This window comes from Arthrobacter sp. 10T44, assembly GCF_056393885.1.
In genome coordinates, this window is sequence record NZ_JBFTGT010000001.1 from 885,651 (window position 1) to 907,095 (window position 21,445).

The following is a 21,445-nucleotide window of genomic DNA, read 5'->3' on the forward strand; positions in this document are numbered from 1 at the left end:
TGACAGTTCACGCCAATGTTTGCGGGAAACACCGGCGCGAACTGTCATCTCGATGACGTGCTGCTAGGCAGGGACGGCCACGATGACCTGGGCCGCGCGGAGCACCCGGTCGCCGGACTTGTAGCCCGAGCGCAGGACCTGGCTGACGGTGTCGGTCTCGACATCCGGGCCGGGCTGCTGGATGAGGGCCTCGTGGATCGTGGGATCGAACTCCACGCCGGTCTCATCGATGCGCACCAGGCCGTACGTCTTCAGCGCGTTCTCCAGCTTCGCGGCGATCGCGGCGAACGGTCCGTCCGCCAGGTCGCCGTGCTGCCGGGCGGCGTCGACGTCGTCCAGCACCGGAAGCAGGGCGTTGAGGACGCCGATGACGGCCATCTCCCCTGCCACGGCGCGGTCACGTTCAACGCGCTTGCGGTAGTTGACGTACTCGGCCTGCAGGCGGCGGAGGTCGTTCTTCAGTTCCTCCGCCTCCCCGGCACCTGCCTCCTGCGCCACGGACTCCGCTGCCGGAACCTCGACGCTATTGAGGATGTCCTCGGCCTGGGACAGTGCGTCCCCGGAATCGGGCTCCCCTGCGGCGGCGCGCTCCTGGTCGGGATGGCGTGCCTGGCCGGTCTTCGGATCAACCTTGCGGTTGTCGTGGATCACCGGCTTCTGGCTGTCATCACGGCTCTCGTCGCCGTGCTCTTCTTCGTTACCGTGGTGCGGCATGATTACTTCTTCTCGTCTTCGTCAACGATCTCGGCATCAACGATGTCCTCGTCGGAAGCCGCCTGCTCGCCGGCCGGAGCACCCTGGGCGCCAGCGGCACCGTCGGGGGAACCGGGCTGGGCGTAGATGGCCTCGCCGAGCTTGGTCTGGGAAGCCTGCAGCTTCTCAAACGCGGTCTTGACGGCGGCGTCGTCGGTGCCTTCGAGCGCTGCCTTGAGGGCGTCGACGTCGGCCTGGACCTCGGTCTTGACCTCTTCCGGCAGCTTGTCGGCGTTGTCGGCGATCAGCTTGTCCACGGAGTACGCGAGCTGCTCGGCAGTGTTGCGGGTGTCGGTCGCCTCGCGGCGGGCCTTGTCCTCTGCTGCGTGCTCCTCGGCGTCGCGGACCATGCGGTCGATGTCTTCCTTGGAGAGGCTGGAGCCGCCCGTGATGGTCATCGACTGTTCCTTGCCGGTGCCCTTGTCCTTCGCGGAGACGTGCACAATGCCGTTCGCATCGATGTCGAAGGTGACCTCGACCTGCGGCACGCCGCGCGGGGCGGGTGCGATGCCGGTCAGTTCGAAGGTGCCCAGCGGCTTGTTGTCGCGGGTGAACTCACGCTCGCCCTGGAAGACCTGGATCGCCACGGACGGCTGGTTGTCGTCCGCCGTGGTGAAGGTTTCGCTGCGCTTGGTGGGGATGGCCGTGTTGCGCTCGATCAGGTGCGTCATGACACCGCCCTTGGTCTCGATGCCCAGGGACAGCGGGGTGACGTCGATCAGCAGCACGTCCTTGCGCTCACCCTTCAGCACACCGGCCTGCAGTGCGGCGCCGACGGCGACGACCTCGTCCGGGTTGACGCCCTTGTTCGGCTCCTTGCCGCCGGCGAGTTCCTTGACCAGCTCGGAGACGGCGGGCATACGGGTGGAGCCGCCGACCAGCACGATGTGGTCGATGTCGGAGAGCTTGATGCCGGCTTCCTTGATGACGTCGTGGAAGGGCTTCTTCGTGCGCTCCAGCAGGTCCTTGGTGAGGTCCTGGAACTTCGCGCGGGTCAGCTGCTCGTCCAGGTGGACCGGGCCGTCGGGGGTGACGGAGAGGTACTGGAGCGAGACGTTGGTGCTCGAGGAGGAGGAGAGTTCCTTCTTGGCCTGCTCGGCAGCTTCACGCAGGCGCTGCAGGGCGATCTTGTCCTTGGAGAGGTCGATGCCCTTGACCTTGAGCTGGTTCAGCAGGTAATCCACGACGCGCTGGTCCCAGTCGTCGCCGCCGAGGCGGTTGTCACCGGCGGTGGCGCGCACCTGGATGGTGGAGAAGTCGTCTTCGTCCTTGCCGACTTCGAGGAGGGACACGTCGAAGGTTCCGCCGCCGAGGTCGAAGACGAGGATGAGCTCGTCTTCCTTGCCCTTATCCAGGCCGTAGGCCAAGGCAGCCGCAGTGGGCTCGTTGACGATGCGCAGGACCTTGAGGCCAGCGATCTCGCCGGCTTCCTTGGTGGCCTGGCGCTCGGCGTCGTTGAAGTATGCAGGAACGGTGATCACGGCGTCCGTGACCTTTTCACCGAGGTAGGACTCGGCGTCGTTCTTGAGCTTCATCAGGATGCGCGCGGAAATTTCCTGGGCGGTGTACTTCTTGTCATCGATCGCGACGTTCCAGTCGGTGCCCATGTGGCGCTTGACCGAGGCGATGGTGCGGTCGATGTTGTTGACGGCCTGGCGCTTGGCGATCTCGCCGACCAGGACTTCGCCGGACTTGGAGAATGCAACAACCGACGGCGTGGTGCGGCCACCCTCGGCGTTGGCAATGACGGTGGGCTCGCCACCTTCGAGAACGGAGACGACGGAGTTAGTGGTTCCGAGGTCAATACCTACTGCACGTGACATGTGTTGCTTCCTTCTTTCCTTGGAAACTTGCTGGCCCCCGGCAATCGGGCGGGTGCCCGGCGGCCGGGCCATACCCGGCGATCGAGCCCGTCGAAAACGAGGCGCGCCCACTTATTGAGCGCTCTGCACTCAACTTTACCCAGCCCGGGATGGATGTCAATCCGAAGTTGAGTCCATTCGACTCAACTTGGAGTTACGAGTGGTGCTTCCGGGCCGGGAAGCGCCGCAAAGCCGCGGATTTGAGCGGATTTAGGGCAGCGCAAACGCTCCGCAGCCGTGATTTCGCTGTGCGAGAACGGGCCCGCGCCAGGTGCGGCAGCGGAACTAGAGCTCCTCGCGGCCCGCATCGTCCCGGACGGTGCCATCCCGCCCTGCCGGTTCGTCGTGGGCGGCATCCTGGGTGCGGCGGCCTGTGCGCTGGGCGCCCGCGGCCCCGGCGGCCCCATAGTCGCCCTCCGGATATTCGCCCTCCTCGACGCCGGCGGCGTCCGGACCGGTTGCGCCCGCCGCCCCGTAGTTGCCTTCGGGGTAGTCCCCCTCTTCGGCGCCGACGGTGGAGCCGCTGGCTACTCCGGCCCGGCCGTAATCCCCTTCTGCATATTCACCCTCGGGGGCCGCTGCCGGATTCTCCCCCGCAACGCCCGCCCGGCCGTAGTCGCCCTCGACGTACTGGCCGGCGTCGCCCTCGGTCGCCGGTTCTTCGGCGGCAGCCGGAACCGGGGCGGTGCCGTGCTGCTTCTCTGCTGCCGTTCGATCAAACTCACTGTTTTCAGACATGTTTGGATCCCTCCTGCAAGCGTGGGCGCCCGCGCGGGCGCAGTCGCAGTCTATCGAGCGCCGCGGGGAGGCAACAGGGGTCCGCCCGAGCGTGCGGCACCCCGGCTGCCCCCCGGCGCCGCTTAACGAAGCAGCCGCCGCCACCGCACCTGGTGGGGGCCAGGGACGGTGACGGCGGCTGCGGCAGGGGGTTCGCCGGGTTCCGGCTAGCGGAGCCCCGCCTCGGCGGATTCCGGCTCCGGGGCGGCCGGCAGCTCGCGTGCCGCGGCATCGGATGAGGGCCGTCCCAGCTTGCTCGGCCACCAGATCCGCGGGCCAATGTCGTAGGCCAGGGCAGGGACCAGCAGGGACCGGACCAGGACGGTGTCCAGCAGCACGCCGAACGCGACGATGAAGGCCAGCTGCACCAGGAACATGATCGGAATGACGCTCAGCGCCGCGAAGGTGGCCGCCAGGACCACGCCGGCCGAAGTGATCACGCCGCCGGTGACGCCGAGGCCCCGCAGGATGCCCGGACGGGTGCCGTGTTTGAGGGACTCCTCGCGGACCCGGCTCATCAGGAAGATGTTGTAGTCCACGCCCAGCGCCACGAGGAAGACAAAGCCGAAGAGCGGGACCGTGGCATCGGCCCCCGGGAATCCGAGGATGTGGTTGAAGACCACGGCGGAGACGCCCATCGCGGCCCCGTAGGAGAGCACCACCGAGGCGACCAGCAGGACCGGCGCCAGCACGGAGCGCAGCAGCAGCATCAGGATTACCAGGATGACCGCGAGGACCACCGGGATGATGGTGACGAGGTCACGCTGGGCCGTGGTGTTGGTGTCCAGGGCCGTGGCGGTCACACCGCCGACGAGGGCGCCGCCGTCGATCCTCTTCAGTTCCTGCCGCAGGTTTAGCACGACATTTTCGGCCTCATTTGAGTCCGCGGCGTAGTTCAGCGTGGCGTTGATCAGCACCTTGCCATCCCTGACCGCCGGGGCGGTGGGGGCTGCGGGGGCGCCGGGGGCGCCCTGCGCGCCGGGGATGATCGGCACGTTGCCTTCGGCCAGCAGGTAGGCATCCCCGACGCCGTCGCTCGTCTTGGTCCTGTCCAGCACCTCCTGCGCCTTGGCCTGGTCGGCGACGATCACGGCGGGGCTGCCGGAGCCGGCGTCGAAGTGCCGGGCCAGGGCGTCCTGGCCGTCCACCGCATTGGAGGCTGCGAGGATGACGTCGGTCTGCGGTACCCCGTTGGCCTTGAGCTGGAGGACGCCGGCGGATGCCACCAGGAGCAGCAGTACGGAGGCGATCCAGACGGTGCGGGGCCGGCGGGACACCAGGGACCCGGTGGCGCGCCAGATGCCCTTCTGGCCCTCCAGGCCGGTGACGAGTTCGGGTTCGCGCTCTGTCTCCGGGAGCAGCTTGGGGCGGAACGGCCAGAAGGCGACGCGGCCCAGCAGCGCCATCATCGCCGGCAGCAGGGTCAGTGCCGCGAAGAGCGAGCACAGGATGCCCGCGGCCGCCACCGGGCCGAGGGCCTTGTTCGAGTTGAGGTCGGAGAAGAGCAGGCAGAGGAGCGCGATGATGACCGTGGCGCCCGAGGCCAGGATCGGCTCCCAGGCGGCCTTCCACGCCGTGAGCGCCGCGGCCGTGCGGTTGGCGGTGTGCGTCAGGGCTTCCCGGAAGCGTGCCACGTAGAGCAGTGCGTAGTCTGTGGCGGCGCCGATCACCAGAATGGAGAGGATGCCCTGGCTCTGCCCGTTGAGCTGGATCCAGCCCAGCTTCGCCATGCCGAAGACCAGCAGGATGGCGGCGCAGAGCGCGAACACGGAGGTGAACAGCACGGCGATCGGCAGCAAGAGCGAGCGGTAGACGACCAGCAGGATCAGGAAGACCGCCGCCAGTGCCACGAGCAGCAGGATGCCGTCGATGCCGGCGAAAGCACTGACCAGGTCCGCCGTCAGCCCGGCCGGGCCGGTCACAAAGGTCTGCATTCCCTCCGGAGCGGAGGACTTCACCTCGTCCCGAAGTTCCTTGATGACGGTCTTCACTTCATCGGAGGACGCGATGGGCACCACGAACTGCACCGCCTTCGCGTCCTCCGACGGGATGGGTCCGATCACGGTGCTGCCAAGCTGCAGGGCTTCGAGTTTGCCCTTCAGCGCAGCGGCCTCGCCGAGCTGGGCCCGGGTGAACTCGGTATCGCTTTCGATCACAATAACGGCCGGGATCTCCTTGGAGTCCCGGAATTTAGCCTGCCAGTCCTGCGCCTCGGTGGCCTCGGCGCCCGCGGGAAGGAACGACGCCTGGTCGTTGGAGGAGACCTCGCTTAGCCGCCCGAACGTGGGGCCGCCGATCCCGGCGATAGCGAGCCAGGCGACGACGAGCACCACGGGCACCAGCCAGCGCAGCCAGAACGGGACACGGGTGGAGTTTTGCCGGTTGCGTTTCATGGTGTCCTTCTCGGGGTGGCGGTGCGGAGTAGACTTTAGTAAATCATAGATTATCTCCATGATCGATATAAGTGACAGCCTAGAAAGATTTTGACCGTGAAGGCTTACGGGCTGGAGTAAACTCCGGAAGGCGCGAACCGCGCAGGCCTCCCGAGGCGCCGAGCAGGAAGGGTGAAATGTCAACAGAGATGCCGGCAATCCCCGACGCCGCCGGCCCGTCCCCGCTGGTCAGTCTGCTTCAGGAGTTCAGCCTCGAAGCCAACCGCTACGCGGACTCGGCGGGCGCCCGCAACGACATGCACCGCACCGACCTCAACGCGTTGTCCGTGATCATGCAGCACACCGCGAAGAACCAGGTGGTCACGCCGGGCGTGCTGCGTAGGGAGCTCCATCTCAGCTCGCCCGCCACCACCGCGCTGATCGACCGGCTGGACAAGTCCGGGCACGTGGTCCGGGAACGGCAGGGCACGGACCGCCGGCAGGTCCAGCTCAGGATGACCCCCAAGGCGTACCGCGACGGCGGCGCCATGTTCCTGCCGCTCGCCCGGCACATGGGGGCCGCCCTGGAGGAGTTCACCCCGGCCGAGCTGGAAATCGCCACCCGGTTCCTGCACGCGATGATCGATGCCACGGTCCGCGCCGGCGAGGAAGCCGCCGCGGCCCCGACTGACTCGCAGTAGTCGCCGGCAACTGGCGCCGGTCAGTTGGGCCCGCCCCGGCTGCGGGAGGCGTAGCGTTTCCTTATGAGTGCCGAGCAGCCTGACGATGTCTACACCCACGGCCACCACGAGTCGGTGGTCCGCGCGCACGCCTCGCGAACGGCGGAGAACTCCGCAGCGTTCGTCCTCCCGCATTTGACCCCCGGAGTTTCGGTGCTCGACGTCGGTTGCGGGCCCGGCAGCATCACCTGCGATTTCGCCGCGCTCGTCGCCCCCGGCGAGGTCACCGGAGTGGACCGCTCCCCCGAGGTCATCGCCCACGCGGGCGCCCTGGCCGCGGAGCGCGGCGTGGCCAACGTCCGCTTTGTCGCCGGCAACCTCTACGAGCTGGACTTCCCGAACGAGACGTTCGACGTCGTGCACGCGCATCAGGTGCTGCAGCACCTCACTGATCCGGTGGCCGCCCTGCGGGAAATGCGCCGGGTGGCCAAGGCCGGCGGGATCGTGGCGGTCCGCGACGCCGACTTCCACGGCATGAGCTGGTACCCGGCCGTGCCGGAGTTGGACGAGTGGATGGAGCTCTACCAGCGGATCGCCCGACGGAACGGCGCCGAGCCCGACGCCGGACGGCGGCTCGTGTCCTGGGCGCAGGCCGCCGGGTTCACCGACGTCGCGCCGTCGAGCAGCAACTGGCTCTACGCAACCGGCCAGCAGCGGCGCTGGCAGGCCCGGGTCTGGGGCGAGCGCGTGCTGCACTCGGCCTTCGCAGACCAAGCGCTCGAGTACGGTTTCGCCACCGAAGCGGACCTGGCCCGGATTTCCGCGGGCTGGCACCGTTGGGGCTCCACGGACGACGGCTGGTTCCTGATCCCCAACGGCGAAGTGATCGCCCGGGCCTGAGCCACAAAGCAGGTTCCCGCCAGCCATTCCCTGCTTTCCAAACTGCCGCTAGGGTGCACTCAAAGACCCAGCAGCGAGGAGAAACCATGCGCAAAGTGACGGCCGGCCTGTTCAGTTCCGTGGACGGAGTGGTTGAAGACCCGTTCTTGTGGCAGTTCGACAGCTTCGACGAGGAACTGGGGGCCGGGATGGGCGAGATGATGGGCCGGATCGACACCGGGCTTCTGGGCCGGGTCGGGTACCAGCAATGGGCGCAGTACTGGCCCAACGCCGAAGCGGACGCGGATTTCGCAGGGTTCATCAACCCGCTGCCCAAATTTGTGGCGTCCCGGACCCTGACCGGTGACCTGGAATGGCAAAACTCCCGGCTGATCGAAGGCCCCTTGGAGGACTTCGTCGCGGACCTGAAACAGGGCGAGGGCGGCGACATCGGCATCTTCAGCAGCATCTCGCTGGTCCACCAATTGCTGTTCGCCGGCCTGCTGGACAGCCTGATGCTGATCGTCCATCCGGTGATCGCGGGCAGCGGCCGGCGGCTCTTCAACGACGGCGATCCCCTGACGCGGCTTGAACTGCAGTCGTCCCAGCAGACCAGCAAGGGCAACATGATTCTCAGCTACGGCCTCCGCGAGGGCTGACGACGGGCAGGGCCGCGTCATCAGGCAGGGCAGCCGGGGCCGGAACCGTAGACTTGGTACGTGCAACTTTCCCTCTGGCTGGCCCTGGCCGGCGCCGGCGTCCTGATCAGCTTCACGCCGGGTGCGGGCGCCATCAACACCATGAGCAACTCCCTGAACTCCGGCTTCCGGCGTTCCATCTGGGGCATCCTTGGCCAGCAGGCCGCCTTGGTGGTGCACATCCTGATCGTGGCCCTTGGCGTCGGGGTGCTGGTGGCGAGCTCGCCGCTAGCCTTCAACATCATCCGCTACGCCGGAGCCGCCTACCTCGTCTACCTGGGCATCCAGCAGTTCCGGCACAAACCCGATCTGGACCAGGAGAAGGCCGCCGCGCTCCGCAACGAGCCGGCGCTCTCAATGTTCCGCCGCGGCCTGTGGGTCAACCTGCTCAACCCCAAGGCGATCGTCTTCTTCCTCGCCTTCATGCCGCAGTTCATCCGCCCGGACCAGCCACTCCTGCCGCAGTACCTCGTGCTGTCCGCCACCGTGATCGTGATCGACATCCTGGTCATGTGGTTCTTCTTCGCGGCAGCCGCCACGAGCTTCCAGCGCTTCACCCACGACGCCCGCGGGCAGCGGATCCTCAACCGGACCTTCGGCGTGCTGTTCATGGCCGTCGGCGTGCTGCTGGCGCTGATCCACTAGCCGCCGCGGACCCGGGCCGCTACTGTCCGTTCGCCGTAGTCAGTTTCCGCAGATCTGCCTTCCGGATCTTGCCGCTGGCGGTCCGGGGCATTTCGGCCACGAAAACCACGGACTTGGGGATCTTGTACCGGGCCAGCCGGCCTTCCAGGTGGCTGCGCAACTGCTCTTCGGTAAGCCGGGCGCCGTCGCGCAGCAACACCACGGCCCGCGGCACCTCACCCCACCTCTCGTCCGGCACGCCGATCACCGCGACGCTTCCGACGGCGTCGAGCTCGGCGATCGCCTGCTCCACCTCGGCCGGGTAGATGTTCTCCCCGCCGGAAATGATCATGTCCTTGAGCCGGTCGGAGATGAACACGAAGCCGTCCGGGTCCTTGTAGCCCATGTCACCTGACTTGAACCAGCCATCCGGGGTGTAGGAATCGGCCGAGGCCTCAGGACGGTTCCAGTACTCCCGGATGACGTTCGGGCCCTTGATCTGGATCTCCCCGACCGTTCCGGGCGCGGCCGGGCCGGCCTCCGGATCAATGGGGTCGGCCACCCGGACATCCGTGAAGAAATGCGGCAGCCCCGATGACCCGGCCTTGTCCCGGGACCGCGCGGCAGGCAGGGTGGTGGCACCCGGGGCCGTTTCGGTCATGCCGTAGCCGTTGGAGAACCGCAGGCCCCGCCGCTCGTAGGCCTCCAGGACGCGCATCGGCACCGCGGAGCCGCCGCAGGTCAGCTTGTTCAGCGAGCCGAGGTCCGTGGCGTCCCAGTCCGGGTGCTCACACAGCATCTGGTAGGTGGTGGGAACCCCGCTGATGGTCGTGGCGCGGTGCTGCTGGATCAGTTCCAGCGTCCGGCGCGGATCGAACTTGGCTTCCAGCACCACGGTGCCGCCCTTCAGGAGCGTCGGCAGCACGCCCATATCCAGCGAGGCCACGTGGAACATCGGAGAGATCATCAGGGCCACGTCGGTGGAGGAGAAATCGAAATCCACCAGCACGTTGAGGCAGTTCCAGGTGATGTTGCCGTGCGTCAGCAGCGCCCCCTTGGGGTTGCCGGTGGTTCCCGAGGTGTAGAGAATCATGGCCCCGTCGTCGAGGCCCACGGGCTCATCCGGCGCCAGCTCGGAACCGGACGCCACCACGTCTTCAAAAGCCTCGACGCTGCTGGAATCGGACCCTGTGCCCTCGGTACCGCCGTCGGGCGCTGCCCCGTCGGGCAACGGCGAGTCGACGACGACGATGCGGGCACGCACCTCGGTCGCCGCCGAGCCGCGCTCCGCGAGCCCGGCGAGCGCCGCCGCGTGGACCAGAAGCGCGGCGCCGCTGTCCCGGAGCTGGAACTGGATCTCGGGCGGAGCCAGCCGGGTGTTGAGCGGCACGAAGACCGCACCGAGCAGCCCGGCGGCAAACAGTGTTTCCAGGAAGGACGGATCGTTCTCCCCGAGGTAGGCCACCCTGTCACCTTTGACCACCCCGCGATCGCGGAAGGCGTTGGCGAGGCGGGCGGCCCGCCGGGCAAGCTCCTCGTAGCTGAGCTCCCGTGTTCCGGCGATGACGGCAGTCTTAGTGCCCGACTTTGGTCTGCGTCGTTGCAGCCACGAGCCGATGCCAAGATTCTCCACGGCAAATCCTTTCTAGTTAGACGGTAATGCCTGCGGGGCCGGTTAGGACCGGACGGCTTCCAGATCGTTGTTCTTCGGCTCCCGCGTCAGCAGGATGAAGACGATCGATACGACAGACATGATGGCGAGGTACCAGACGACGGACGAGGTGTTCTGGCCGGAATCCTTGAAGATCTGCGCCACAATCCCAGGCGTGAACCCTGCCCCCAGGAGGGTGGCGAGCTGGTAGCCCAGCGACGCGCCGGTGTAACGGGAGGTGGTGCCGAACTGTTCGGAGACAAAGGCCGCGAGCGGGCCGAACAGCGTCGAGTGGATCATCAGGCCCACCGCGAACGCCACGAAGATCAGGCCGATGTTGTTTGAGGACAGCAGCTGGAACATCGGGACGAGGTACGCGATGAAGAGGAGCAGCCCGCCGATCATCACGGGCCGGCGGCCCAGCTTGTCGGAGAGCCGGCCGCCCATGACCACGAAGATGATGGAAACGAACGACGCCGCCGCGAAAGCGTAGAGCACGCCCTGCCGGTCGGCGCCCTTGGACACCGCGTAGGTCACGGAGAAGGTCGCCAGCACCACCTGCAGCGCAAATCCCGCCGCACCGGCCAGCATGGTGAAGATGAGGGTCTTGGGCCGCCGCAGGACCTGGAGCAGCGGGATTTCGCGGCGCCCGGCGCCCTCTTCGGCCTGTTCGGCTATTTCCTGCTCGAGGGCAGCCTTGAAGATCGGGCTTTCGGAGACCTTGAGCCGGACAAACATGCCCACCCCCAGCAGGACGAAGGACAGCAGGAACGGCACGCGCCAGCCCCAGGCGAGGAACTGTGCGTTTGGCAGGGCGGAGAAGGCGCCCATCACGAGGGTGCCAAGCACGGCGCCGGTGGGGGCGCCCGCGTTGACGAAGGACGCGGCGAAGCCGCGCTTTCCGGACTCCGAGTGTTCCAGCGCCATCAGGGCGGCCCCGCCCCATTCGCCGCCGACGGCGATGCCCTGGAACACCCGCAGGATCACCAGCAGAACCGCACCCCAGGGGCCGGCCACCGAGGCGTCCGGTACGAGCCCGATCAGGGTGGAGGCAATCCCCATCACCAGCATCGAGACGATGAGCATGCCCTTGCGGCCCAGCTTGTCGCCGAAGTGGCCAAAGATGATGCCGCCCAGGGGACGCGCGACGTAGCCCGCGGCAAAGGTGCCATAGGCGGCTACGACGCCCACCCAATCGTCCATGCCGGAAAAGAAGACCTTGGGGAAGACCACGGCGGCAGCCGTGGCATAGAGCAGGAAGTCGTAATACTCGATGGTGCTGCCGAGGTAGCTGGAGGCGATGACGGTCCGCGCCTCCCTGCGACGCGTGCCAGCGTCCATGGACTGCAACTGGGAAATCTGGGACATCGTTGTTCCTTGGGGCGGTGGGGATACTGGGGGTGAACGGTTTACTTGTAGAAGCGGGCGAGGAATTCGGCGACGACGGCGGGTCGTTCCTGGCCTTCGATCTCGATGGTGTTGGAGACCTTGATCTGGGCGCCGCCCTTGACCTCGGTCACTTCGGCGATCGTGGCGCGCATCCGGATCCGCGACCCCACTTTGACCGGGGAGGTGAAGCGGACCTTGTCGAGGCCGTAGTTCACCTTGGTGGTGACGCCTTCGACGTCGAACAATTCGCCCCAAAACGGGATGATGAGCGAGAGCGTCAGGAAGCCGTGCGCGATCGGGGCGCCGAAGGGCCCCTCCTTGGCGCGCTCCGGATCCACGTGGATCCACTGGTCATCGCCGGTGGCGTCGGCGAATTTGTTGATCTGTTCCTGGGTGATTTCGCGGTATTCGGTGACGCCGAGGTCGGTGCCGGCGAGGGTGAGCAGTTTGTCGAAGTCGACGACGAGGTTGGGCATCTTTGGCTCCTGGTGTAGGTGGGTGGGGCGACGGCGGACCCGGCTGGAGGGCACCGCCTGGTGGCAAGAGGGTGGACGCTTAGTGGGTGAAGGCGCTGTGCCCGGTGAGTGCGCGTCCGATGATCAGGGCATTGATTTCGTGGGTGCCTTCATAGGAATAGACGGCCTCGGCGTCGGCATGGAACCGGGCGACGTCGGCCTCGAGCGTGATGCCGTTGCCGCCCACCACTTCACGGGCGAGCGCCACCGTTTCGCGCATCAGCAGGGAAGTCTGCATCTTTGCCAGGGCCGAGTCCTGGTCCCGGTAGATGCCTTTGGCTTGTTGTTCGGTCAGCCTGACCACGAGGGACAGGGCCGAGGTGACGTTGCCGAGCATCCGGGCGAGCTTCTCCTGGACGAGCTGGAAAGACCCCAGGGACCGGCCGAACTGCTCCCGCTGCGTGACGTAGCGGGTAGCTGCCTCGAACGCGCCGGCGGCCACGCCGGTTGCGATCCAGGCGACGTCCGAGCGCATGGCCCGGAGCATGGCGGCCACATCCCGGAACGAGTTGACGTTGTGCAGGCGCATGGACTCGGGGACGCGGACCTCTTCGAGCGTGATGTGCGCATTCTGCATCATCCGCAGGGATGTCTTGCCGTGGATTTTCTCCAGGGTCACCCCGGCGGCCTCACGGTCCACGAGGAACGCTTTGACCTGTGCGTCCGCCTCGTCGCGGGCGAACACCGCCAGGACATCGGCGGTGGCTGCTCCCCCGATCCAGCGCTTGGCGCCGTTGATGACCCAGGTGTCGCCCTCCCGCCGGGCGCTCGTGGAGAGCCCGCCGGCGATGTCCGAGCCGGACTCCGGTTCGGTCAGCGAAAAGACGCCTTTGAGGGAGAAATCGAGGACCTTGGGCATCCACTCGGCCTGCTGTTCCGCGGAGGCGCCGACCCGGATGGTGGTCCGGAACAGCCCGGCCTGGGCCGTGTAGAACGTGGCCAGGGACGCATCGGTTCTGGCGAGTTCGAAGATCCGGAAGCCGTGGTAGATGCCGCGGGCGGGTGTTTGCCCTGCACCCGGGGCGCCTGTCAGTTCCGCGGGCTCCATCAGGTCCAGGTCGATCAGCGGCCGGGCCAGCTGGTCCGGGAACTCGCCGCGCTCCCAGTACTCGGCGAGCAGCGGCCGGGCCTGTTCGTCCAGGAAGGCGCGCAGCCGGCCCAGGACCCGCCGTTCGGCGGGGGTGAGCAGGGATTCCGCGTCGTAGAAATCGCAGACGCCGTAGAGCCGCTCCTGCGCGGCGAGTTCCGAGTCCACGCTCACCTCAGGCCTCCAGACCGAGCAGGCGGACGGCGTTGTCCTTGAGGATCTTGGGCCGGACCTCGTCCTTGATCGGCAGGTCCGCGAAGGCGCCCAGCCATTTCTGCGGGGTGATCAGCGGGAAGTCGGTGCCGAACAGCACTTTGTCCTGAAGCACCGAGTTGGCCATCCGGACCAGCGACTCGGGGAAGTACTTCGGGGACCAGCCGGACAGGTCGATGAACACGTTGGACTTGTGCGTGGCGATCGAGTTGGCCTCGTCCTGCCACGGCACCGAGGGGTGCGCCATGATGATCTGAAGCTCCGGGAAGTCTGCGGCGACGGCGTCGAGCAGGAGCGGGTTGGAGTAGGCGAGCTTGATGCCGAATCCGCCGGGCAGTCCTGCGCCCATGCCGTTCTGGCCGGTGTGGAAGATCGCCGGCAGGCCCAGTTCCTGGAGGGCTTCCCAGAGCGGATAAAACTGCTCGTTCGAGGGGTCGAAGCCCTGCAGGCTGGGATGGAACTTGAAGCCGCGTGCGCCGAGATCCACGGCCTGGTGCTTGGCGCCCTGGATGGCCTCGGCGCCGGTGCGCGGGTCAACGCTGCCGAACGGAATCAGCACATCGTTGTTCCGGGCCGCCCCGGCGATCAGCTCGGGAATGCTGTTGGGTTCGTGCTTGAGCTGGGTGCGGGCGTCGACGGTGAAGATGACGGCTGCCATGTTCAACTCACGGTAAATCTCCGCGATCCGGTCCAGTGACGGCGTCCGGTCCTCGGCTTTGAAGTACTTGGCCGAGGCTTCGGTGAGTTGGTCCGGCAGGGAGCCGTGGCCGTGGCCGTCGACCTCGAGGTGGACGTGCATGTCGATCGCAGCGAGCTTTGCGGCGTCGACGCCGAGTTCGTAGCGTGCGACGGTCATGGCTGGCCGACCTTCGCAGGTGCCGCTGCCGGTTCCGGCTGCAGGTCCTCCGGCAGCGGCAGGAACTCCTCCCCCACGCTCTGCAGTTTGTCGCCGAAGAGCGCGCCGAAGTTCTCGACAAGGTCCTGGTAGCCCCAGCCGCCCTCGCGGTACTCGGTGGCCGCCGCCTCGGGATGCGTCCAGAGCTGCAACCTGTCGCCGCCTGCGCCGATTGCCTGGCCGCTGATTCCGGAGGCAGCGTCGGAGGCCAGGAAGGCTACCAGCCCGGCGACGTCGTCGGCGGTGCCGAAGCCGAGGTCGTGGCGGAAGAAGGCCGGCATGGCCTCGCCGCGTTCGTCCGCCTCGACGGCCTTCTGGAAGTACGGCACGGTCTTGGTCATCGCCGTGGCGGCCACCGGGATGACGGCGTTGGCGGTGACGCCCGCCTTCTTCATCTCCAGCGCCCAGGTGCGGACCATGCCCACGATTCCGGCCTTGGCGGCGGCATAGTTGGTCTGGCCGAAGTTGCCGCGCTGGCCGGTGGGAGAGCCGATGGTGATGATCCGGCCGGGGATCCCGTTCTCCTTGAAGTAGCCGAATGCTTCCCGGGCACAGGTGAAGGTGCCACGCAGGTGGACGTTGATGACGGCGTCAAAATCGTCATCGGTCATCTTCAGCAGTGACTTGTCCCGCAGGATTCCCGCGTTCGTGACCAGGATGTCCAGCCGGCCAAACTCAGTAACGGCGGCCTGCACCAGCTGCCTGGCGACCTCGGAGCTGCCCACCGGCGCGACGACGGCGGCCGCCCGTCCGCCGTCGGACTCAATGGTCCGGACCGCATCGGCCGCAACACCTTCATCCACATCGTTGATCACGACGGCGGCGCCCTGCCGGGCCAGCTCCCGGGCGTAGGCCAGGCCCAGGCCGCGGCCGCTTCCCGTGACGATTGCTACTTTTCCTGCCAGGCTCATCGCTGCTCCTTTGCTAGCTGCCGTGTGCATCCTGCCGCTCGGCATGGGATGCTGTTCTGCATCCATGAAAGTATGGATAATTGAGAATGTCAATGATTTATTTTCTGGACTATTGGAGTGGGCATGACGACCGAAGTAGACGAAGCGCCGGGCACCCGGGCCGCGGACAAGCTCGTGGCGGCGTCGATCAGCCTGGATGCCGGTTTCCTGCTGGCCAAGCTGCACGCCGCCGGCTCGATCCTCAACAACCGGGCACTGGCCGAATTCGGACTCAAGGAACGCTCCTACTCGGTACTGGCCCTGGCCAACAGCGGACTGGAGCCCACGCAGCGCGAAATGGCGGAATTCCTGAGCCTCGATCCCAGCCAGATCGTGGCCCTCATAGATGAACTCGAGAAGCGCGGCCTGGTGCTCCGCGCACCCGGAAGACAGGACCGCCGGGCCAAAATTGTTTCCGCCACGGCGGAGGGATCCGCCGTCTTCCGGCAGGCCGAGGCAGCCGCACGGGCGGCCGAATCCGAGGCCCTCACCGGTCTCAGCCACGCCGAGGTCGGCGAGCTGAAGGGCCTGCTCCGGAAGGCGCTCTGGAACGAATAACTCTGAGTCCGCGCCCCACCCGCCCGCAGGGGGCGAGCCGCCCCGGTACCCGCGGGCGGGATCAGCCGCCCGCGCGAAGGCCCGGCAGCAGCGCCCTGACCGTGTCCGCCGCGATCGCGAAGCTGATCCCGTTCGCGGCGGTCCGCGAGGTCGACGTGGCCACCATGGTGTTGATGCCGACCACGCGGCCCCCGGCGTCAAGCAAGGGGCCGCCGGAGTCGCCCGAGCTGATCGACGCATCCGTCTGCAGCAGATTCACCAGCCGGGACTTCCTGCCGAAGCCGGCCTCGGCCGCGGTGGTCCGCCCGGTGGCCGAGATGATGCCGGTGGTGACGCTGGGTCCCCCGTTTAACCCCAAGGCGTAGCCGATGGCAACGACGGCGTCCCCGGGCGCCGCAGACCCCGAGTCGCCCAGCTCCAGCACCGGCAGGTTCTTCACGCCCTCGACCCTCAACAGCGCCAGGTCGTGATCGCCGTCCGCGGCGACGATGCGGGCGGCGCGCGTGCTCGAGTCGTGGAAGGTCACGGTCACGCTTGAGGCTCCGCCGGCCACGCCCCTGACCACATGGGCGTTGGTCAGGATTTCCCCCGAGCTGCCGATTACTATCCCCGTCCCCTCGGCCGTCGCCCGGCCGCCGCCGCCGGGATCCAGGAACGGGTTGGACTGCGTGGTGGTGGCCTTCACGGCGACCACCGCGGGCAGGGCTGCCGCGAGCAGTGCCTTGATATCGGCGGGATGGTCGGACACCCCGCCGCCGGTGACGTACTGCTTGACCACGGTTTCGGCTCCCCAGCCACTGGCGCGGGCAACAAGCAGGGCCGAACCGGCTCCGGCGAGCGCGGCGACCAGGAGGATGCCCAGCAGCCGCAACAGGCCCAGCGAGAACCGGTTGGCCCGGCCGCCGGATGCTTTTGTCCCTGTCCGCGCGGCGGCCGCCTCTGCAGATGGCGCAGGCCTGGCTGGCCCGGCCGTACCGCCCGTCCCGTCCGACCCGTCCCTCCCGTCCGAGGCGGCCTCCGGCGCAGCCCCGTACGGCGCGTCCCCGTCCGCGGCTCCGAACCCAGGCGTTTGGACCGGGGAATCCTGATCCGTCATGGGACACAGTCTGGGAGCGGCACCGACGGCGGTCCAGAGCATTAGGGCCCGCCGGGACCGCCAAGGGCGGCGGCCCCGCCAACAGCGGCAGTCCGGCACACTTGACGCGAACGGAAAGCCGTATGACAGGACTTGTAATATTGCTCGGGTTCCGGCTAGCCAAGAGGCCTCGGCATCCGCCATGCTTAGTCATGACCTCAATGTCGAGCCAGTACCGGATCATCACGGTCTGCACCGGAAACATCTGCCGGTCCCCGATGGCCGAACTGATGCTGGCGGAGGCCGCGGCCGCTGCCGGGCTTACCGGCGTCGACGTCGATTCTGCCGGCATCACCTCCTACGAGGCGGGCCGCCCGATCGATCCCCGGGCCGCCCGCAAACTGGCAGCCCACAACATCCCCTCCGAGCTGCATGTCGCGCGCGAGTGGCGCAGCGAGTGGTTCCACTCGCGCGAGCTGATCCTGGCCCTTGATGTGGACCATTACGGCTGGCTGCGCCAGGCCGCGCCGGATCAGGCCTCGCTGGCGAAGATCCGAATGTTGCGCAGCTTCGACCCCGCGGTCGCCGACAGGGATCCGCTGGATCAAGGCATCGAAGACCCCTGGTTTGGCGGGCACACCGACTTCGACAACACCTGGGAGCTGATCCACGCCGCCGTCCCCGGCATCCTCAAGCACGTTCGCGCCGCCCAGCTGCAGGCCCGGGCAGGGCAGCCGAAGCAGCAACAAGACCAGCCGCACCGGGACGACGCGGGGCACCGGGTACGCTCTAGTTCATGAGCCGCGCACCCGTCATCATCGCCATCGACGGGCGCTCCGGCGCAGGAAAGACCACCCTCGCGATCGAACTCGCGGCCCGGCTCCGGGAGCACCATAAGGTCTCGCTCTTCCACCTGGAGGACATCTACCCGGGCTGGAACGGCCTGGCCGCCGGCATCGAACGCTATGCCGCCACCGTGCTTGCCCCGCTGCGCCGCGGCGAACCGGCCCGTTGGGTCAGCTGGGACTGGGTACAGCACTACGACGGCGCGATCCGCCTCACCCAGCCGGCCGAAATCGTCCTGGTCGAGGGTGTGGGCGCTGCCGCCGCGGCCGCCATGCCGTTCCTCGACGCCGTCGTCTGGGCCGATTCCCCCGAGCAGGAGCGCCGCACCCGGGCCCTTGGCCGCGACGGCGCGAGCTATGAACCCTACTGGGAGCAATGGGCCGGGCAGGAAGACGAATGGCTGGCCGCCGACGATGTGCCCTCCCGCGCCGACGTGCGGGTACTCAACCGCGCCGACGGTGCTGCGCCGAGCGAGGTGCTGCAGGCCCTCCAGTACCTCCCAGCCCTGGCCCCGGTGCTGCTTCCCGAGCTGTCGGCCCGCCGCGGACTCCAGTTGACCGCCGAGCGGATCGATGCCGCGCCGGACCCCGCCCGGCTCTTCGAAACGCTCTACGGCCGTTCGCCGAATGCGGTCTGGCTCGACTCCTCCCTGCCCCCGGACGGCCGGGACGGCGAGGACGGCGAGGACGGCCGGGCCTGGGCCCGGGAGGCCGCCGAACGCAGCCGCTTCAGCATCCTGGCGGACGACGGCGGCAGCTACGGCCAGTCGGTCCGGCACCGCTCCGGCCGGACCCGGGTGCGTGTCGGCAACGCCACCGTGCAGACCGAGGGAGGGTTCTTCCGCTGGCTCGACGGGGTCTGGGGGCGCCGGGCCCTGCGCGCCCCGGAGGGCTACCCGTGCGAGTTCACCCTCGGCTGGCTCGGCTACCTCGGCTATGAACTCAAGCGTGAGACCGGCGGCAGCGACGTCGAAGCCGACACCCCGGATGCCAGCCTGATCTTCGCCGGCCGCGCCGTGGTGCTGGACCACCGGGAACGCACGGTGTGGCTGCTCGCCCTCGACGCCCCGGACGCCGGCGACTGGCTGGCCGCGGCACGCGCGGCCGTCGCGGCGGCGGCCACGGACCTGGAACCGGGCGGCGGCAGCGGCGGCGGCGCCGCCGGGAACACCCCGGCCGCGGAGTTCAGCGCCCGGGACACCGAAGCCGCGTACAAGGCCAAGATCGCCGCGGCGCAGCACGAAATTACCGAGGGCAACAGCTACGAGGTCTGCCTGACGACGGCGCTGACGGCCACCGCGGCCGCCGGGGAGCTCGATCCGTGGCAGGCATACCTGGCGCTGCGCCGTCGCAACCCGGCACCGTTCGCGAGCTACCTGCGCCTGGCCGGCCTCACCGTCGCCAGCACCTCCCCGGAGCGCTTCCTGCGGATCGCCGCCGACGGCGCGATGCGCGCCGAGCCGATCAAGGGCACCCGGCGCCGGGCTTCCGACGCCGCCCGCGACGAGCTGCTGCGCCGCGAGCTGGAAACTTCACCCAAGGACCGGGCCGAGAACATCATGATCGTGGACCTGCTCCGCAACGACCTGAGCCACTTCGCGGTGCCCGGTTCCGTATCGGTCAGCAGGCTGTGCGCGATCGAAAGCTACGCCACCGTCCACCAGATGGTCAGCACCATCGATGCGCGTCTCCGGCCGGGCATGCCGCGGGCCGAGGCCGTGGCGGCCTGCTTCCCGGCCGGCTCCATGACCGGTGCCCCCAAGGTCAGCACCATGGCCATCCTGGACCGGCTTGAGGCGGCACCGCGGGGCGTCTATTCCGGGGCGATCGGCTACTTCTCGCTCAGCGGGGCCACCGACCTCGCGGTGGCGATCCGGACCCTGGTGGTGGCGGCGGGCGCGGACCGGGGAACCACACTCAGCCTCGGCGTCGGCGGCGCCATCACCGCGGATTCCTCACCCCAGGAGGAGTACGAGGAGATCCGGACCAAGGCCTTCGGCGTGCTCTCGGCGCTCGGCGCGGAGTTCCCGGCGGGCTAGTCCACGCGTGAGCCGGCCTGGCTACTGCAGGGTCGACGTGAGCCGGGCGACGTTGTCCACGTACTTGACCCCCATGGGCCGCTTCATCCAGTCCTCGAGCGTCAACTCCCTCGAAATGCCGCGGTACGTGTCCTCGACGGCGCTGATCCGCTGCACGATGTCCTCGCCCAGGAGCATCACCGAGACCTCGAGGTTCAGCGAGAAGGAGCGCATATCCATGTTGCTCGAACCCAGCACGGCAACCTCGTTGTCGATCGTGAAGTGCTTGGCGTGCAGCACGAACGGGGCCTTGTAGAGGTAAATCCGCACCCCGGCCTCCAGCAGCGCCTCGTAGTAGGACTGCTGGGCGTGGTGGACCAGGAACTGGTCGCCCTTTTCCGAGACGAAGAGTTCGACGTCGACGCCGCGCTGCGCCGCCGTCGTCACCGCGTAGAGCAGCGAGTCGTCCGGGACGAAGTACGGGCTGCAAATGGAGATCGTGCGCTGCGCCGAGTAGATCAGCGTGTTGAACAGGCGCAGGTTGTTTTCGGTGATGAAGCCGGGACCGCTGGGCACCACCTGGGCGGTGATGTTGCCGGCGTGCAGTTCGGGCCGGTGGGCGAGCTGGTGCTCCAGGGATTCGTCGGTCTCACTGAGCCAGTCGGTGGCGAAGACCACGTTGAGGGTGGTGACGATCGGCCCGCGCAGGCAGGCCATCAGCTCGACCCATTCCCGGCCGATCTTGCGGTGCCGCGGGTTGTTGTAGGACGGTTCGATCAGGTTCTGCGACCCGGTGAAGGCGACCTCGCCGTCGATCACCATGATCTTGCGGTGGTTGCGCAGGTCCGGGCGGCGCCACTGGCCGTGCACGGGCCGCAGCGGCAGCATGGGCCGCCAGCGGATCTTGCTGGCCTTGAGCCGGGCGATGAGCTTGCTGTACCCCTTAATCCGCAGGGTGCCCAAGTGGTCGAACAGGAGGCGGACTTCGACGCCGCGCTCGGCGGCCTCTTCCATCGCCGTCAGCAGGTCATCCGTGATGTGGTCCGAGCTGAGGATGTAGAACTCGGCGTTGATAAAGGACTCGGCTTCGCGCACCGCCGCCGCCATCGCCTTAATCGAATCCGGGTAGCCGGGCAGGAGCTCCACGTGGTTGCCGTCCACCATGGGCAGGGAACCGAGCGTCTTGTTCAGCTCCGCTGCGGAGGACACCCATTCCGGGCCCTCGTACTTGCTTTCCACCATGGCCAGTTCCGACGTGCCGGCCCGCACCCGGGTGTTCACCGCGTCCTGCTGCGCCCGGCGCTTGCGGGAGAGCCGGAAGTTGCCGAAGAGCAGGAAGAGGACCACGCCCACGGCCGGAACGAAAAAGATGATCAGGAGCCAAGCCATGGCCGTGGTGGGGCGGCGGTTGCCCGGGATGATGCCGAGGGCAACGACCCGGATACCGAGGTCGATGACGGTCAGGATCAGGATCACCCAGGACGGAAGTGACCCCGCCAGCGAAAATGGCCACAGCACAGGCAAACCCCTCAAGCTCCAGACCCGCGGAACAGTTCCGGAACGGGCAACCCGCACAGCTTATCCCGACCCGGGCCGCACTAAGC

The 21,445-nt window shown here is 67.8% G+C and carries 19 protein-coding genes; 7 read left to right on the forward strand and 12 right to left on the reverse strand.

Features of this window, described 5'->3' with window-relative positions:
- Window positions 1–63: 63 nt before the first annotated feature.
- From AC1DBL_RS04190 to AC1DBL_RS04205, 4 genes are all read right to left on the reverse strand, one after another.
- A complete protein-coding gene (locus AC1DBL_RS04190) occupies window positions 64–714 on the reverse strand; it encodes a nucleotide exchange factor GrpE (protein ID WP_476925525.1) in 651 nt (216 codons plus the stop codon).
- 2 nt (window positions 715–716) lie between these two features.
- Complete coding sequence (gene dnaK, locus AC1DBL_RS04195) at window positions 717–2,576, reverse strand: molecular chaperone DnaK (protein ID WP_175322345.1); 1,860 nt, start codon at window positions 2,574–2,576, stop codon at window positions 717–719.
- 324 nt (window positions 2,577–2,900) lie between these two features.
- Complete coding sequence (locus AC1DBL_RS04200; protein ID WP_441416603.1) at window positions 2,901–3,353, reverse strand: hypothetical protein; 453 nt, start codon at window positions 3,351–3,353, stop codon at window positions 2,901–2,903.
- A 206-nt stretch (window positions 3,354–3,559) separates the two neighbouring features.
- On the reverse strand, window positions 3,560–5,785 hold the full coding sequence (locus tag AC1DBL_RS04205; protein WP_441416602.1) for an MMPL family transporter: 2,226 nt from the start codon (window positions 5,783–5,785) through the stop codon (window positions 3,560–3,562).
- Between the two features lie 176 nt (window positions 5,786–5,961).
- Here AC1DBL_RS04205 and AC1DBL_RS04210 point away from each other — a divergent pair, with 176 nt between their 5' ends.
- The 4 genes from AC1DBL_RS04210 to AC1DBL_RS04225 all read left to right on the forward strand — a co-directional run bounded on the left by AC1DBL_RS04210 (window position 5,962) and on the right by AC1DBL_RS04225 (window position 8,666).
- The gene (locus tag AC1DBL_RS04210) at window positions 5,962–6,465 is read left to right on the forward strand and encodes a MarR family winged helix-turn-helix transcriptional regulator (RefSeq protein ID WP_441416601.1); all 504 of its coding nucleotides are present in this window, start codon (window positions 5,962–5,964) and stop codon (window positions 6,463–6,465) included.
- 63 nt (window positions 6,466–6,528) lie between these two features.
- Window positions 6,529–7,344, forward strand: coding sequence for a methyltransferase domain-containing protein (locus AC1DBL_RS04215; RefSeq protein ID WP_441416600.1), 816 nt, complete (start codon window positions 6,529–6,531; stop codon window positions 7,342–7,344).
- An 86-nt stretch (window positions 7,345–7,430) separates the two neighbouring features.
- Window positions 7,431–7,982 (forward strand): dihydrofolate reductase family protein, encoded by a 552-nt coding sequence (locus AC1DBL_RS04220; protein WP_441416599.1) that lies wholly within the window; start codon window positions 7,431–7,433, stop codon window positions 7,980–7,982.
- Window positions 7,983–8,042: 60 nt separating this feature from the next.
- Window positions 8,043–8,666, forward strand: coding sequence for a LysE family transporter (locus AC1DBL_RS04225; RefSeq protein ID WP_441416598.1), 624 nt, complete (start codon window positions 8,043–8,045; stop codon window positions 8,664–8,666).
- Between the two features lie 19 nt (window positions 8,667–8,685).
- Here AC1DBL_RS04225 and AC1DBL_RS04230 read toward each other — a convergent pair whose 3' ends face one another.
- The 6 genes from AC1DBL_RS04230 to AC1DBL_RS04255 all read right to left on the reverse strand — a co-directional run bounded on the left by AC1DBL_RS04230 (window position 8,686) and on the right by AC1DBL_RS04255 (window position 15,306).
- Entirely contained in the window at window positions 8,686–10,278 is a 1,593-nt protein-coding gene (locus tag AC1DBL_RS04230; protein WP_476891903.1) for an acyl-CoA synthetase, read from the reverse strand.
- A 42-nt stretch (window positions 10,279–10,320) separates the two neighbouring features.
- Complete coding sequence (locus AC1DBL_RS04235) at window positions 10,321–11,664, reverse strand: MFS transporter (RefSeq protein ID WP_476925526.1); 1,344 nt, start codon at window positions 11,662–11,664, stop codon at window positions 10,321–10,323.
- A 41-nt stretch (window positions 11,665–11,705) separates the two neighbouring features.
- Window positions 11,706–12,161 carry a MaoC family dehydratase gene (locus AC1DBL_RS04240; RefSeq protein WP_441416595.1) on the reverse strand — a complete coding sequence of 152 codons (456 nt, stop codon included), beginning with the start codon at window positions 12,159–12,161 and terminating at the stop codon, window positions 11,706–11,708.
- Between the two features lie 79 nt (window positions 12,162–12,240).
- Window positions 12,241–13,461 (reverse strand): acyl-CoA dehydrogenase family protein, encoded by a 1,221-nt coding sequence (locus tag AC1DBL_RS04245; RefSeq protein ID WP_476891901.1) that lies wholly within the window; start codon window positions 13,459–13,461, stop codon window positions 12,241–12,243.
- A 1-nt stretch (window position 13,462) separates the two neighbouring features.
- Window positions 13,463–14,356 (reverse strand): amidohydrolase family protein, encoded by an 894-nt coding sequence (locus tag AC1DBL_RS04250; protein ID WP_476925527.1) that lies wholly within the window; start codon window positions 14,354–14,356, stop codon window positions 13,463–13,465.
- Entirely contained in the window at window positions 14,353–15,306 is a 954-nt protein-coding gene (locus AC1DBL_RS04255) for an SDR family NAD(P)-dependent oxidoreductase (protein WP_441416592.1), read from the reverse strand. The genes AC1DBL_RS04250 and AC1DBL_RS04255 overlap by 4 nt, the downstream gene beginning before the upstream one ends.
- 123 nt (window positions 15,307–15,429) lie before the next feature.
- Between AC1DBL_RS04255 and AC1DBL_RS04260 the strand changes: the two genes are divergently transcribed.
- On the forward strand, window positions 15,430–15,903 hold the full coding sequence (locus tag AC1DBL_RS04260) for a MarR family winged helix-turn-helix transcriptional regulator (RefSeq protein ID WP_476925528.1): 474 nt from the start codon (window positions 15,430–15,432) through the stop codon (window positions 15,901–15,903).
- A 61-nt stretch (window positions 15,904–15,964) separates the two neighbouring features.
- Here AC1DBL_RS04260 and AC1DBL_RS04265 read toward each other — a convergent pair whose 3' ends face one another.
- On the reverse strand, window positions 15,965–16,999 hold the full coding sequence (locus AC1DBL_RS04265) for a S1C family serine protease (protein WP_476925529.1): 1,035 nt from the start codon (window positions 16,997–16,999) through the stop codon (window positions 15,965–15,967).
- Window positions 17,000–17,190: 191 nt separating this feature from the next.
- Here AC1DBL_RS04265 and AC1DBL_RS04270 point away from each other — a divergent pair, with 191 nt between their 5' ends.
- Both AC1DBL_RS04270 and pabB read left to right on the forward strand, forming a co-directional pair.
- Complete coding sequence (locus AC1DBL_RS04270; protein ID WP_441416589.1) at window positions 17,191–17,778, forward strand: low molecular weight protein-tyrosine-phosphatase; 588 nt, start codon at window positions 17,191–17,193, stop codon at window positions 17,776–17,778.
- The gene (pabB, locus tag AC1DBL_RS04275) at window positions 17,775–19,862 is read left to right on the forward strand and encodes an aminodeoxychorismate synthase component I (RefSeq protein ID WP_476891895.1); all 2,088 of its coding nucleotides are present in this window, start codon (window positions 17,775–17,777) and stop codon (window positions 19,860–19,862) included. The genes AC1DBL_RS04270 and pabB overlap by 4 nt, the downstream gene beginning before the upstream one ends.
- Window positions 19,863–19,883: 21 nt before the next feature.
- On the opposite strand, the gene cls is transcribed toward pabB, so the two are convergent.
- Complete coding sequence (gene cls / locus AC1DBL_RS04280) at window positions 19,884–21,359, reverse strand: cardiolipin synthase (RefSeq protein ID WP_441416587.1); 1,476 nt, start codon at window positions 21,357–21,359, stop codon at window positions 19,884–19,886.
- Window positions 21,360–21,445: the final 86 nt, after the last annotated feature.

Bases quoted from the DNA above. Each gene is read 5' to 3' on its own strand.
- pabB (WP_476891895.1), top strand. From the start codon at position 17,775: ATGAGCCGCGCACCCGTCATCATCGCCATCGACGGGCGCTCCGGCGCA.
- AC1DBL_RS04210 (WP_441416601.1), top strand. From the start codon at position 5,962: ATGTCAACAGAGATGCCGGCAATCCCCGACGCCGCCGGCCCGTCCCCG.
- AC1DBL_RS04260 (WP_476925528.1), top strand. From the start codon at position 15,430: ATGACGACCGAAGTAGACGAAGCGCCGGGCACCCGGGCCGCGGACAAG.
- AC1DBL_RS04220 (WP_441416599.1), top strand. From the start codon at position 7,431: ATGCGCAAAGTGACGGCCGGCCTGTTCAGTTCCGTGGACGGAGTGGTT.
- AC1DBL_RS04265 (WP_476925529.1), bottom strand. From the start codon at position 16,999: ATGACGGATCAGGATTCCCCGGTCCAAACGCCTGGGTTCGGAGCCGCG.
- AC1DBL_RS04240 (WP_441416595.1), bottom strand. From the start codon at position 12,161: ATGCCCAACCTCGTCGTCGACTTCGACAAACTGCTCACCCTCGCCGGC.
- AC1DBL_RS04250 (WP_476925527.1), bottom strand. From the start codon at position 14,356: ATGACCGTCGCACGCTACGAACTCGGCGTCGACGCCGCAAAGCTCGCT.
- AC1DBL_RS04200 (WP_441416603.1), bottom strand. From the start codon at position 3,353: ATGTCTGAAAACAGTGAGTTTGATCGAACGGCAGCAGAGAAGCAGCAC.
- dnaK (WP_175322345.1), bottom strand. From the start codon at position 2,576: ATGTCACGTGCAGTAGGTATTGACCTCGGAACCACTAACTCCGTCGTC.
- AC1DBL_RS04235 (WP_476925526.1), bottom strand. From the start codon at position 11,664: ATGTCCCAGATTTCCCAGTTGCAGTCCATGGACGCTGGCACGCGTCGC.
- AC1DBL_RS04190 (WP_476925525.1), bottom strand. From the start codon at position 714: ATGCCGCACCACGGTAACGAAGAAGAGCACGGCGACGAGAGCCGTGAT.
- AC1DBL_RS04205 (WP_441416602.1), bottom strand. From the start codon at position 5,785: ATGAAACGCAACCGGCAAAACTCCACCCGTGTCCCGTTCTGGCTGCGC.
- AC1DBL_RS04215 (WP_441416600.1), top strand. From the start codon at position 6,529: ATGAGTGCCGAGCAGCCTGACGATGTCTACACCCACGGCCACCACGAG.
- AC1DBL_RS04270 (WP_441416589.1), top strand. From the start codon at position 17,191: ATGACCTCAATGTCGAGCCAGTACCGGATCATCACGGTCTGCACCGGA.
- AC1DBL_RS04255 (WP_441416592.1), bottom strand. From the start codon at position 15,306: ATGAGCCTGGCAGGAAAAGTAGCAATCGTCACGGGAAGCGGCCGCGGC.